Raw genomic sequence first — 12,606 nt, forward strand, 5'->3', positions numbered from 1 at the left:
CGTGACCGCAGGACAGCACTCGGCGCCCGCCGCCGGCGTCCGTACACGCTGGCGGCGCTGGCGCCGGGCGCGGCCGTTCACCGCCGGGCTGCTCATCGCGCTCGGCGGCGCGGAGATGCTCGTGACGCTGCGCGCGCCGCTCGGGGTGCTGCTGCACGTCGGGCCGCAGGGGCTGGCCGCGTACCTGGTTCCCCTCGTCCTGGTCATCTGCGGCGTGCTGCTGATCACCACGCCGCAGCAACGCGTCTTCTACGCGGTGCTCTCCCTCGTGCTCGGGCTGGTCTCCTGGCTCACTTCGAACCTGGGCGGGTTCCTGATCGGCATGCTGCTGGCGCTCGTCGGCGGCGCGCTCGCGTTCGCCTGGACGCCGGTCAAGGCGCGGGCGGCCCGCAGCGCCCCGGAGGCAGGGCCGGCCGAGACGGAGCCCACGGAGGTCGCGCCCGCGCAACGCGAGCCGGTCGACCGATCGGCGCCCACGGAGTCCCTCGACGCGATCCTGTCGGCCGAGCCGGCGCCGCACCGGGACGCCCGGGCGGAACGCGGCTGACCGGGCGGGCGGTGCCGCTCAGGCAGCCGGTGTCGCTCAGCGGGCGGTGTCGCTCAGCGGGCGGTGTCGGCGACCGCCTGCGCGAACACCTCGGAGCGGTGCTCGAAGTTGCGGAACCGGCCGTAGCTCGGCGCTGCCGGGGACAGCAGCACCACCCCGCCGGCCGGAGTCAGCTTGCGGGACAGCCCGACGGCGGCGACCAGGTCGTCGGCCAGCTCGGTACGCACCGACGGCAGCCCGGACAGCGCCTCCACGATGCGGGGGCCGCTGTCCGGCACGCCGATCACGGTGATCTCCCGGCCGGCCAGGTGCGCGCGTAGCGGGCTGTAGTCCAGCCCCCGGTCGGCACCGCCGACGATCACCGTCAGCGGCCGTCCCTCGTACGCGTCGATCGCGTGCATGGCCGCGTACGGGCTGGTGGCGAGCGTGTCGTCGACGAACGTCAGCCCGGACGGATCGGCGATCTCGGTGAGGCGGTGCGCCAGGCCCTGGAACTCGGCGACCGCCACCGCGAGGCTGTCCTTGCGCGCCACCACGTCGATGCCGAGCGCGTCCAGCACGGCCAGCGCGACGCAGAGGTTGCCCTCGTTGTGCCGCCCGACCAGCGGCAGCACGGCGCGCGGGAACAGCGGCGTGTCCCGCAGGTGGAACCACTGCGTGCCGTCCGGCCCGGTGGCGACGTGCGTGGTGTCCGGCGAGCCGGCCCGTACCGCCGCCCGGTCGCCCAGCTCCGCCGCGAGGCGCGGGTCGGCACCGTTGACCACCACGGCGTGCGGGCCGTGCGCGATCAGGTTCAGCTTGTCCCGGTAGTACTCCCGCTCGCCGCCGTGCGCGTCCAGGTGCTCGGGGAACAGCGCGGTCACCACCGCCACCCGCGGCGAGTCGGTCAGATCGGAGCACTGGTAGCTGGACAGCTCCAGCACGTACAGCTCCGCCTCGGGCAGGTCCAGCAGCGGCACCCCGATGTTGCCGCCGAACACGTTCGGCCGGTCCATCGCGGTGAGCAGGTGACTGATCAGGCTGGACGTGGTGCTCTTGCCCTTGCTGCCGGTCACCCCGACGGTGCGGTCCGCGTGGTCGGCCATCCACAACGCGCTGCCCTGCGTGACGGGCACGGACCGGCGGCGCAGCTCCACCATCCACGGGTGGGTGTTCGGCACGCCCGGCGAGCGGACCACCACGTCGGCGGCGGCCAGGCGCTCGAAGCCCTCCTCGCCGGTGACGAGCGGCGCCGCGGCGGCGAGCGGACCGTCCCAGGGCAGCGTGAGGAAGTTGGCGCTGTCGTCGACGACGACCAGGCCGGCCGGCCCGTGCGCGGCGATCGCGGTCACCGCGGCCCGGCCCTCGCGGCCGGCGCCCCAGACGGCGACATGACGTCCGCGCAGATCAGACAGGCGCACGGGCTCTCCTCGGGTCGACGCACGGCGGGCAGGGTCCGGCCCAGCCGGACACGGACGGACGAACCAGGGCCTAGTATGGCGTGTGCCCAACGAGCAGCTGCGGCGGATGGACGCCTTCACCTTCCCGTCCTACTCGATCGACTTCGCCACCGGCAAGGTCCTGTTCGACTACGCCCTGACCGGTCCCGGCGGCGAGCAGCGGTTCACCGAGGTGATCACGCTTCCGCTGCCGGCCGAGCCGGTCTCCGACGCCACCGCGGCCACCCTGGCCCGGGTGCTGGAGCTGCTGCACGTGGTCGCCGGCGTCAGCTACTACAAGGCTGCCGCGCCGCCGCGGCTGGTGCTGCCCGCACCGCTGGGCGCCGCCGCCGTCGAGCTGGTCACCGCCGTCTACACCAAGGGCCTCGCCGAGTACGCGTATCGCAACGAGCTGCCGCACGTGCTGGAACTGCGTCCCGAGGTGCCGTCCGGCGCCGTGGACCCGGCCGTGCCGGTGGACAACTCCGACCGCCGTCCGCTGTCGGCGGTGGGCGGCGGCAAGGACTCCATCGTCACGCTGGAGGCGCTTCGCCGCGCCGGTCTCGACCCGGTGCCGTTCTCGGTCAACCCGAACCACGTGATCGTGTCGGTGAACGAGGCGTCGGACCTGGTGCCGCTGGCCGCCCGGCGGCGGCTGGACCCGGTGCTGTTCGAGCTGAACGCCGCCGGCGCCCGCAACGGGCACATCCCGGTCACCGCGATCAACTCGCTGATCGCGGTGGCGACCGCCGTCCTGCACGGGCTCGGCCCGGTGGTGATGTCGAACGAGCGTTCCGCGTCCGACCCGAACCTGATCTGGAACGGTCACGAGATCAACCACCAGTGGTCCAAGGGCGTCGAGGCGGAAGGGCTGCTGCGCGCGGCGCTGGCCGAGCACGCCGGGCTCACCGAGCCGTACTTCTCGCTGCTGCGTTCCCTGTCCGAGCTGCACATCGCCCGGTTGTTCGCCGAGATCGACCGGTACGACGCGGTGGTGACCAGCTGCAACGCGGCGTTCAAGCTGCGGGACGCGAGCGAGCGCTGGTGCCGCGACTGCCCGAAGTGCCGGTTCGTGTTCCTGGCCATGGCGCCGTTCATGCCCCGGGAGCGGCTGACCGGCATCTTCGGCGGTGACCTGCTGGCCGACGAGTCCCAGATCCCCGGCTACCGGGAGCTGCTGGGCATCGACGGGCACAAGCCGTTCGAGTGCGTGGGCGAGGTGGAGGAGTCGGTGGTCGCGCTGAGCCTGCTCGCCCAGCAGGAGCAGTGGCGCGACGCCCCGGTGGTACGCGCGCTGGTGGCGGCACTGCCCGACACCGCCTGGCAGGCGGCGGCGACCTCCGACGTGTTCACCCCCGGCGGCGACAACTTCGTCCCCGCCCTCTACGCCAAGACCCTGACCGCTCTGACCTGACCCCCTCCCCCGCCCCACCCGCCCCACCCGCCCCACCCCGTCGATCATGAAGTTGGCGGGACGGATTCGGCGAAACACCGGCTCAACCTCATGATCGACGGGGCGGGACCGGCGTGACGGGCGGGGTCAGGGGGTGCGGATGGCGTCCAGGGCCAGCAGGGCCACGTGCAGGGACAGGCACCTGTCGACCGAGTCGAGGTCGGCGTCGAGGATGCGGCCGATACGGGCCAGCCGCTCGTAGAACGCCGGCCGGGACAGGTGCGCCGCGGCCGCACCGGCCGACTTGTTCCGCCCCTGCTCCAGGTACGCCCGCAGGGTGCCGAGCAACTGCTCCCGTGGATGCTGGGCGTCGTAGGCGAGCAGCGGCCCGAGTTCCCGCTCGACGAACGTCTGCAACCGGGGCTCGTCGCGTAACAGGTGCAGCAACCCGGCCAGCCCGACGTGCGGCAGGCGGTAGCAGGGCAGATCCCGGGGATCCCGCCGGGCCGCCTCGGCGACCTGCCGCGCCTCGATCAGTGACCGGCGCGCCTCGCGCAGGCTGCTCACACCGGACCCGGCCGCCACCACGATCGCGGCCCGGGGTGGCGCGTCGGCCGACCGCGCACTCCCCGACGCCACGGCCCGTCCGGCGGGACGGTCCGGAGCGTCGGCCGGGCGGGCCGGGCGGGCGGCGGGGGCGGCGTCGAGGCGTACCCGGCGCAACGCCGCGGCGAACGCGGACAGTGCCTTCTCCTCGGCGGCCGGGTCGGGGAGCGCCAGCAGCGCGCCCACGGCCTGGTCGTCGAGCGGGCTGGTCAGCGCGGTGAGCTTGGCGTCCCGGACGGCCTGGCTGACCGCCTCGGCGAGGTCGCGCAGCCGGGCCGGGCCGGCTTCCGGACCCTCGGTGTCGGTGTCGCGGCGCCCGCCGCGCCGGGCGGGGGCGGGCTCGTCGTCGGGGGTGCCCGCGTCGCCGGCGGGCTCGTCGGCACGATGGCGGACCACGACGCCGACCAGGTGCCGGCGGTCCAGCACCACGCCGAGCGCCTTGGCGCGCAGCGCCACCTCGTCCACCGGGCGGGTGTGGTCGATCAGGGCGGTCAGCAGCGTACGGTGGATCTGCCGTTCCAGGCCCTCGGCGTCGCGCCGGATCAGCCGGCCCAGGGCCAGCGTGGAGGCGGCCCGCTCGATCAGGATGGTCAGCCGGGTCGGCGGGGTGGACTCGGTCGCCGGCCAGCGCAGCAGCAGCCGTCCCCAGTCCTGCCCCCGCGCGCCGACAGTGGTGACGAGCCAGCCGCTGTCCGGGTCGTACGCGGTGCGCCCGGGCGGGCGGATCTGCCGCGAGTGCCGCTCCCAGCCGTCCAGCAGCAGTTGGGCGTTCTCCCCCGCCGGGTCGTACGCGAGCACCTGCCGGGACAGGTTCTCCAGCACCATCGGGCAGCCGGCCAGTTCGGCGGCCTGCCGCAGCACCTCGGCCGGTTCGGCGCCCTCCACCGACAGTTCGGTGAACCGCTGGTGGATCTCCTCGGTGGCGCGCAGTTCGGTGAGCTGGGCGTCCACGATCAGCGCGTGCACCGCCTCGGTGATCCGGACGAACGGGGTGCCCCGGCGCAGCTCGATCAGGGGCAGGCCGCGTCGTTCGGCGGCGGCGGCCATCACGCGTGGTACTCCGCTGACGTAGCGGCGGCCCAGCTCGACCACCAGCCCGGAGACGCCGACGTCGGCCAGGGCGCCGATGAACTCGCGGAGCCCGGCGTCGTCGCCGGGAAGGCCGATTCCGGTGGTCAGGACGAGTTCCCCGCCGCCGAGCAGGGTGGCGATGTCCGGCACCTCGGCGATGTGCACCCAGCGCACCGACCGGTCCAGCCCGGCGTTCCCGGCGACCAGGCGCGGCGCGCCGTGGCGCACGGGCACCAGGTCCAGCACCTCACGCACGGTAGGGAACACGGGCGACACGCTACCCTGCGTCACCACCGTTGCCGAGAGCCGGACGGCCCACCGGCGAACCGGCGAGGCGGGCGGGGGCGACGGAACGAGCCGCGGACCGCTGACCCGCCGGCCGGCGGTCCGCGTACTGCATGCGGGAGGCAGCGTCAGTCGACGCCGAACTCCATCGCGGCCCGGTCGAGCGCCTCGTCCTCGGCGGTGGGTACGCCCCGGGACGCGATGGCCTCCGCGCCGCCCTGCGGCATGGCGCCGATCAGCCCGGTCGAGGCCGCCTGGGCGGCGCCGACGACCCGCTGCGGGGTGCCGCCGCCGACCATGCCGACGGAGGCGTACTGCTCCAGCTTGGCCCGGGAGTCGGCGATGTCGAGGTTGCGCATGGTGAGCTGGCCGATCCGGTCGGCCGGGCCGAACGCCGAGTCCTGGGTGCGCTCCATCGAGAGCTTGTCCGGGTGGTAGCTGAACGCCGGGCCGGTGGTGTCCAGGATCGAGTAGTCCTCGCCCCGGCGCAGCCGCAGCGTGACCTCGCCGGTGACCGCCGTGCCGACCCAGCACTGCAGCGACTCGCGCAGCATCAGCGCCTGCGGGTCCAGCCAGCGGCCCTCGTACATGAGGCGGCCGAGGCGGCGGCCCTCGTTGTGGTAGTTCGCGAGCGTGTCCTCGTTGTGGATGGCGTTGACGAGCCGCTCGTAGGCGGCGTGCAGCAGCGCCATGCCGGGGGCCTCGTAGATGCCCCGGCTCTTGGCCTCGATGATCCGGTTCTCGATCTGGTCGGACATGCCCAGGCCGTGCCGGCCGCCGATGGCGTTGGCCTCCAGCACCAGGTCGACGGCGCTGCCGAACTCCTTGCCGTTGATCGTCACCGGGCGGCCCTGGTCGAAGCCGATGGTGACGTCCTCGGCCGGGATCTCCACGGACGGGTCCCAGAACTTCACGCCCATGATCGGCTCGACCGTCTCGATGCCGGTGTCCAGGTGTTCGAGCGTCTTGGCCTCGTGGGTGGCGCCCCAGATGTTGGCGTCGGTGGAGTACGCCTTCTCGGTGCTGTCCCGGTAGGGCAGGCCGCGCTCCAGCAGCCACTGCGACATCTCGGTGCGCCCGCCCAGCTCGGTGACGAAGTCGGTGTCCAGCCACGGCTTGTAGATCCGCAGCTGCGGGTTGGCCAGCAGGCCGTACCGGTAGAACCGCTCGATGTCGTTGCCCTTGAACGTCGAGCCGTCGCCCCAGATCTGCACGTCGTCGGCGATCATCGCCCGGACCAGCAGCGTGCCGGTCACGGCCCGGCCCAGCGGCGTGGTGTTGAAGTAGGCCCGCCCGCCGGAGCGGATGTGGAAGGCGCCGCAGGTCAGCGCCGCCAGCCCTTCCTCGACCAGCGCGGCGCGGCAGTCGACGAGCCGGGCGACCTCGGCGCCGTAGCTGAGCGCGCGGCCGGGCACCGAGGCGATGTCGGGCTCGTCGTACTGGCCGATGTCGGCGGTGTAGGCGCAGGGGACGGCGCCCTTGTCGCGCATCCACGCGACGGCTACCGAGGTGTCGAGGCCGCCGGAGAAGGCGATGCCGACACGTTCGCCGATGGGCAGGGAGGTGAGAACCTTGGACACAAGGAAGATTATGCACGCCGTCGCATGGTCATGCAACCCGGTCCTCAGAGCGCGTCTTCCCGCCCCAGCTCCCAGAACGCCACCGCCGCCGCCGCGGCCACGTTCAGCGAGTCCACGCCGCGCCGCATCGGGATCACCACCCGCACGTCGCTGGCCGCCTGCGCCGCCGCGGTCAGCCCCGGCCCCTCCGCCCCGAGCAGCAACGCCGCCCGCTCCCGCTGCGCCGGGGTCAGCCGCTGCATCGGTACGGCATCAGGCGCGGGCGTCATCGCGAGCACGGTGAAACCGGCCGCCCGGACCTGGTCCAGCCCCTCGGGCCAGCGGTCCAGCTTGGCGTACGGCACCGCGAACACCTCGCCCATGCTGACCCGTACGCTGCGCCGGTAGAGCGGGTCGGCGCAGGTAGGGGACAGCAGCACCGCGTCGACGCCGAGCGCTGCGGCGCCCCGGAAGATCGCGCCCAGGTTCGTGTGGTTGTTGACGTCCTCCAGGACCACCACCCGCCGGGCGGCGGCCAGCACCTCGTCGGCGGACGGCAGCGGCTTGCGGTGGAACGACGCGAGCACACCCCGGTGCACGTGGAAGCCGGTGGCGCGCTGGAGCACGTCCGGCGTGGCCGCGTACACCGGCGCGTCACCGGTGTCCAGGTCGGCGAGCTGGTCCACCCGCTTGGCGTCGACCAGGTACGACCGGGCCGGGTAGCCGGCCCGCAGCGCCCGCCGCAGCACCAGCTCCCCCTCGGCGATGAACAGCCCGTGCGGCGGTTCCCAGCGGGTACGCAGCTCCACGTCGGTGAGCGCGCGGTAGTCGGCGATCCGGTCGTCGTCGGGGTCGGTGATCTCGTGGACGGGCACCAGGCGATTCTGCCCGGCCCGCCCGGCCGCTCCGGCGCGGGCCGGGTTTCCGTCGTTCCGGGCGGGGAACGGAGCCGGAAGGCCGACGGCGACGGAGGGACCACGATGGGCGCGGATCACGACGGCAACCTCCCCCGCGACGCCACAGTCGCCGACTACCTGGTGGCCCGGCTCGCCGAATGGGGCGTGCACCGCTACTACGGCTACCCGGGCGACGGGATCAACGGCATGACCTCGGCGCTGCAACGCGCCGAGGGCCGTGCCCGGTTCGTCCAGGTCCGGCACGAGGAGACCGCCGGTTTCGCGGCCGGTGCGCACGTCAAGTACGGCGGCGGACCGCTCGGGTGCGTGGTGGTGACCAGCGGTCCGGGCGCGATCCACGCCCTCAACGGCCTGTACGACGCGAAGCTCGACCACCAGCCGGTGGTGGCGCTGCTCGGGCACACCGCGCTGCCCGCCGAGGGCGGCGGCTACTACCAGGAGGTGGACCTGCTCTCGCTCTACAAGGACGTCGCCTCGGCCTTCCTGGCCCAGCTCGACGACCCGTCGCAGGCCCGGCACCTGGTGGACCGCGCCTGCCGCACCGCGCTGGCCCGGCGTACGGTGACCGCCCTGGTCCTCCCCTCCGACGTGCAGGACCTGCCGGCGGTGCCGCACCCGCCGCACGCACACGGCTACTACCACACCAGCGCGGTGCCGAGCAGCACGCCGACAGTGCCGCCGGAGGCCGACGTGCGCCGCGCCGCCGAGGTGCTGCGCGGCGGCGAGCGGGTGGCGATGCTGGTCGGGCAGGGCGCGCTCGGCGCCGAGGACGAGGTACGCCGGATCGCCGACCGGCTCGGCGCCGGGGTCGCCACCGCGCTGCTCGGCTTCACCGCCGTCGACCACCGGCAGCCCTGGGTGACGGGCGCGATCGGCCTGCTCGGCAGCCGCCCGAGCTGGCAGCTCATGCGCGAGTGCGACCGGCTGCTGATCGTCGGCAGCCAGATGCCGTACTCGGAGTTCTATCCGCCGGAGGGCCAGGCCCGGGCGGTGCAGATCGACATCGACGGCACCCGGATGGGGTTGCGCTACCCGACCGAGGTGAACCTGACCGGCGACGCCGGGCCGACGCTGCGCGCCCTGCTCACGGAGCTGGGCCCGGGGCCCGGCCCGACCGCCTGGCGGGCCACCCTCGCCGACGCCACCGGCAAGTGGCGGGCCTCCCAACGCGAGGTCGCCGCCCAGCCCGCCGACCCGGTCAACCCGCAGTCGCTGTTCGCCACGCTCGACGACGCGCTGCCCGAGGACGCCATGCTCGCCGTGGACTGCGGCACCGCGACCGCCTGGTACGCCCGGCACGTGCGGGTCCGCCCCGGCATGCTGGCGAGCCTCTCCGGCACGCTGCTGTCCATGGGCGGCGGGATGCCGTACGCGCTGGCGGCGAAGTTCGCCCACCCGGACCGCCCGGTGATCGCGCTGCTCGGCGACGGGGCGATGCAGATGAACGGCGTCAACGAGCTGATCACGGTGGCGAAGTACTGGCGGGAGTGGGCCGACCCCCGGTTCGTGGTGCTGGTGCTCAACAACCGGGATCTCGCGTTCGTCAGCTGGGAACAGCGCTCCGGCGAGGGCACGCCGATGTTCCCGGACAGCCAGGACCTGCCGGACGTGGCGTACCACAGGTGGGCGGAGGTGCTGGGCCTCGGCGGTGAGCTGGTCGACTCCCCCGCCCGGGTGGACGGGCTGTGGCAGCGGGTGCTCGACGCGGACCGCCCGGTGGTGGTCAACGCGGTGGTGGACCCGGCCGAGCTGATGCTGCCGCCGCACTTCACCGTCGAGCAGGCCCGCAAGACCGCCGCGGCGGTGCTGCGCGGGGACAGCGATCGGGCCGGCATCGTGCGGCGCGGCGTACCGGCCGCGCTCGCCACGTACCGGCCCCGCCGCCGGGGCCGCTGACCGTCAGGCCCGCGCGTAGCGCAGCAGCACCGACCGGCCGTCGAACGTGCGCGTCTCGACCAGTCGCAGGCTCTGGCGGGCCAGGTCGGGCAGCACCTGCCGCCCGCCGCCGAGCACCACCGGGTGCACGATCACCTCGTAGGTGTCGACGAGCCCGAGCGCGGCCAGCGCCGTCGCCGCGCCGGTGCCGCCGGTGACCAGCAGGTCGCCGGGGAACCGCTCGCGGACCGCGGCGAACTCCTTCGCCAGGTCGCCGCCGCCGACCACCACGGCGCCGTGGGAGGCCTCGGCGAGCGTCCGCGAGACCACGATCTTCGGGGTACGCCGCCAGATCGGCGCGAACGCCAGGTCGTGCGGGTGGTCGGAGATCGACTCGACCTGGGGCCAGTAGGAGGACATCATCTCCCACACCCGCCGCCCGTAGACGAAGGCGGCGGCCCGCTCGGCCAGCCCGATCGAGTACGCCGACAGCTCCTCCCCCATCTCCGGCCAGTCGAACTCACCGTTCGGCCCCTCGATGAAACCGTCGACCGACGTGTGCACCCCGTAGACGACAGTGCCCATGATGTGTTCCTCCGCGTCGCACGGCGCCCCCGGAACGGGCGCGCTCGCCGGTGGGTCGGAGCCGGCCGGGCGGATCCGACAACCCGGCGGCGTCGATCTCCGGCTCGACCGGTGCGGCCCTTATCCGCGTTCGCGCAGCCAGCGCAGCACGTCGGAGGGCAGCTCGCTGTCGTCGCGCTGTTCGCGGCGGTCCGGCTCGGTCCGGCGGGGCGGCTGCGGGCGCTGCGGGTCGCCGACCAGCGCCCGGCTCGGCGCGGTGAAGTCGGCCACCGGCTTGCCGGTGAGCGCCGTCTTGATGGTCCGGGCCACCGCGTCGATCACCTTCGCCTGCACGGCGGAGCCGACCAGGTCGGTGGCGTCGTCCGGGTTGGCGGCGATGCCGGCCACCGCGACCTGCGGGGTGTACCCGACGAACGTCTCGGTGGCGTTGCGCTCCGAGCTGCCGGTCTTGCCGGCCACCGGACGGCCGACGATCGAGTCGACGGCGGTGGCGGTGCCCCCGTTGCACTGCCCGAACGCGGACTGCTGGCCGACCGGGCACCGGGCCGCGTCGGTGGCGGCGCGGGCCACGTCCGGTTCGAGCACCCGCTTGCAGGACGGCTGCGCCACGTCGACGGCGTCGCCGTCGGGCGCGGTCACCGAGACCACCGGCAGCGGCGTGCAGTACGTGCCCTCGGCGGCCACCGTGGCGTACGCGTTGGCCAGGTCCAGCGGGGTGGTGGCTGCGACGCCGAGCGTGAACGCGCCCCAGTTCGCGGCGTTGTCGCGGGCGAACGCGGCGTCGGAGTCGGCCCGGAAGGTGATGCCGAGCCGCTGCGCCATCTCCACCACCTTGTCCTCGCCGACCTGCTCGGCCAGCCAGACGAAGTACGTGTTCACGGAGCGGCCGAAGCCGTCCCACATCATCCGGTAGCCGTCCATCCACTGCGGGTTGGCGTTCGCCGGGCACCACGTGCCGTCGCAGTTGCCCTCGTCGTCCGAGGCGTACCGGGTGGGCAGCCGGCTGGGGGCGTCGAAGCCGGTGGACAGCGGCTTGCCGGCCTCCAGCGCGGCCAGCATGGTGAACATCTTGAACGTCGAGCCGGCCTGGTAGCCGTCGACGCTGGCGCCGCCGGAGATCAGCGGGTTGACCGTGTTCGGGTGGTTGGCCTGCCCGTCCGGGTTGGCGTCGAGGCTGTAGTGCCGGTTCACCGCCATGGCGAGCACCCGGCCGGTGCCGGGCTCGACCGCCGCGATCGGCAGCGCCCGCTTGTTGCCGTACCCGTAGACCTTGGTGGCCTGCTCCTGCGCGGTCTGCTGGATCTTCGGGTCCAGCGTGGTGACGACGCGGTAGCCGCCCCGGCGCAGCGCCTGCTCCCGCTCCTCGGGCGTGCTGCCGAAGGCCGGCTGGGTGAGCCACCAGCGGCGCAGGTAGTCGCAGAAGAAGCCCCAGTCGTCGTGGCCCTGGGCGGTGGCGGTGCAGCCGTTGGGCTGGGCGGTCGGGCGCAGCGTCAGCGGCTCGGCCTTCGCGGCGGCGGCCTGCTGCGCGGTGATCGCGCCGGTCTCGGCCATCGCGTCGAGCACGTACCCGCGCCGGGCCAGCGCCTGGTCCTTGTCGCCGTCGATCGGGCTGTACGCGTCGGGCGACTGCACCAGGCCGGCGAGCAGCGACGCCTCGCCCAGCGTCAGGTCGGCCGGGGCCTTGCCGAAGTAGCGCTGGCTCGCGGCGGCGACGCCGTACGCGCCGGAGCCGAAGTACGCGATGTTGAGGTAGCGGTTGAGGATCTCGTCCTTGGACAGCGACTGCTCCAGGGCGTTGGCGTACCGGATCTCCTGGAGCTTGCGCCCGACTGTCTGCTCGGTGGCGGCCTGCCGCTCCTCCGGGGTGCGGTTCGGGTCGGTCTTGAGCACGTTGCGGACGTACTGCATGGTCAGCGTGGAGCCGCCCTGCTCGGTGCCGCCGCCCTTGACGTTCGCCACCAGCGCGCGGGCGATGCCGCGCAGGTCCGCGCCGCCGTGCGAGTAGAACCGCCGGTCCTCGGCCGCGATGATCGCCTGCCGCATCACCGGGGCGATCTCGTCCAGCGACACGTCGGTGCGGTTCACGTCGTAGAACGTGGTGATCAGCGTCTTGCCGTCGTTGGCGTAGAGGTAGGAACGCTGTGGCTGCACCGGGGTGCGCAGCGCGTCGGGCATGTCCGCGTACGCGCCGAGCGCCGCCCGGGCGGCGAACCCGCCGAGCAGCCCGCCCGGAAGCGCGGCGACCGCGAGGACGAGCCCGGCGAGCAGGCCGGCCAGCAGCACGGTGAACAGCCGCGACAGCGGCGACCTGGGAGACGGCATGGACGCAAGGATTGCCACGAAAGCCGCC

Annotated in this window: 9 protein-coding genes; 3 read left to right on the forward strand and 6 right to left on the reverse strand. The window is 73.9% G+C overall.

All coding sequences use genetic code 11. The features are described 5' to 3' along the window. Position 1 precedes the first annotated feature (1 nt). On the forward strand, positions 2-547 hold the full coding sequence (locus V6U82_RS19060; RefSeq protein WP_128137258.1) for a DUF6114 domain-containing protein: 546 nt from the start codon (positions 2-4) through the stop codon (positions 545-547). A gap of 53 nt (positions 548-600) precedes the next feature. Here the strand turns inward: V6U82_RS19060 and murD are convergent, their stop codons facing one another. Continuing rightward, positions 601-1,947: a UDP-N-acetylmuramoyl-L-alanine--D-glutamate ligase gene (gene murD / locus V6U82_RS19065; RefSeq protein WP_334463025.1), complete on the reverse strand. Its 1,347-nt coding sequence runs from the start codon at positions 1,945-1,947 to the stop codon at positions 601-603. 82 nt (positions 1,948-2,029) lie between these two features. On the opposite strand from murD, the gene V6U82_RS19070 reads away from it, so the two are divergent. Beyond that, a complete protein-coding gene (locus tag V6U82_RS19070) occupies positions 2,030-3,379 on the forward strand; it encodes a hypothetical protein (RefSeq protein ID WP_334463026.1) in 1,350 nt (449 codons plus the stop codon). Between the two features lie 126 nt (positions 3,380-3,505). Here the strand turns inward: V6U82_RS19070 and V6U82_RS19075 are convergent, their stop codons facing one another. From V6U82_RS19075 to V6U82_RS19085, 3 genes are all read right to left on the reverse strand, one after another. Continuing rightward, positions 3,506-5,302, reverse strand: a complete 1,797-nt coding sequence (locus V6U82_RS19075) for a PucR family transcriptional regulator (RefSeq protein ID WP_442933450.1) — start codon at positions 5,300-5,302, stop codon at positions 3,506-3,508. A 146-nt stretch (positions 5,303-5,448) separates the two neighbouring features. Then, on the reverse strand, positions 5,449-6,900 hold the full coding sequence (argG, locus tag V6U82_RS19080) for an argininosuccinate synthase (RefSeq protein WP_334463028.1): 1,452 nt from the start codon (positions 6,898-6,900) through the stop codon (positions 5,449-5,451). Between the two features lie 44 nt (positions 6,901-6,944). Continuing rightward, the gene (locus tag V6U82_RS19085) at positions 6,945-7,757 is read right to left on the reverse strand and encodes a TrmH family RNA methyltransferase (protein ID WP_334463076.1); all 813 of its coding nucleotides are present in this window, start codon (positions 7,755-7,757) and stop codon (positions 6,945-6,947) included. 102 nt (positions 7,758-7,859) lie between these two features. Between V6U82_RS19085 and V6U82_RS19090 the strand changes: the two genes are divergently transcribed. After that, positions 7,860-9,692: a thiamine pyrophosphate-requiring protein gene (locus V6U82_RS19090; RefSeq protein WP_334463030.1), complete on the forward strand. Its 1,833-nt coding sequence runs from the start codon at positions 7,860-7,862 to the stop codon at positions 9,690-9,692. Positions 9,693-9,695: 3 nt separating this feature from the next. Here the strand turns inward: V6U82_RS19090 and V6U82_RS19095 are convergent, their stop codons facing one another. Next, a complete protein-coding gene (locus tag V6U82_RS19095) occupies positions 9,696-10,256 on the reverse strand; it encodes a dihydrofolate reductase family protein (RefSeq protein ID WP_334463031.1) in 561 nt (186 codons plus the stop codon). Positions 10,257-10,376: 120 nt separating this feature from the next. Continuing rightward, positions 10,377-12,578, reverse strand: coding sequence for a transglycosylase domain-containing protein (locus V6U82_RS19100; protein ID WP_334463033.1), 2,202 nt, complete (start codon positions 12,576-12,578; stop codon positions 10,377-10,379). Between the last annotated feature and the right edge of the window lie 28 nt (positions 12,579-12,606).

Source organism: Micromonospora sp. CPCC 205554 (assembly GCF_036902745.1).
GTDB lineage: Bacteria > Actinomycetota > Actinomycetes > Mycobacteriales > Micromonosporaceae > Micromonospora > Micromonospora tulbaghiae.

Bases quoted from the DNA above. Each gene is read 5' to 3' on its own strand.
- V6U82_RS19090 (WP_334463030.1), top strand. From the start codon at position 7,860: ATGGGCGCGGATCACGACGGCAACCTCCCCCGCGACGCCACAGTCGCC.
- V6U82_RS19095 (WP_334463031.1), bottom strand. From the start codon at position 10,256: ATGGGCACTGTCGTCTACGGGGTGCACACGTCGGTCGACGGTTTCATC.
- V6U82_RS19100 (WP_334463033.1), bottom strand. From the start codon at position 12,578: ATGCCGTCTCCCAGGTCGCCGCTGTCGCGGCTGTTCACCGTGCTGCTG.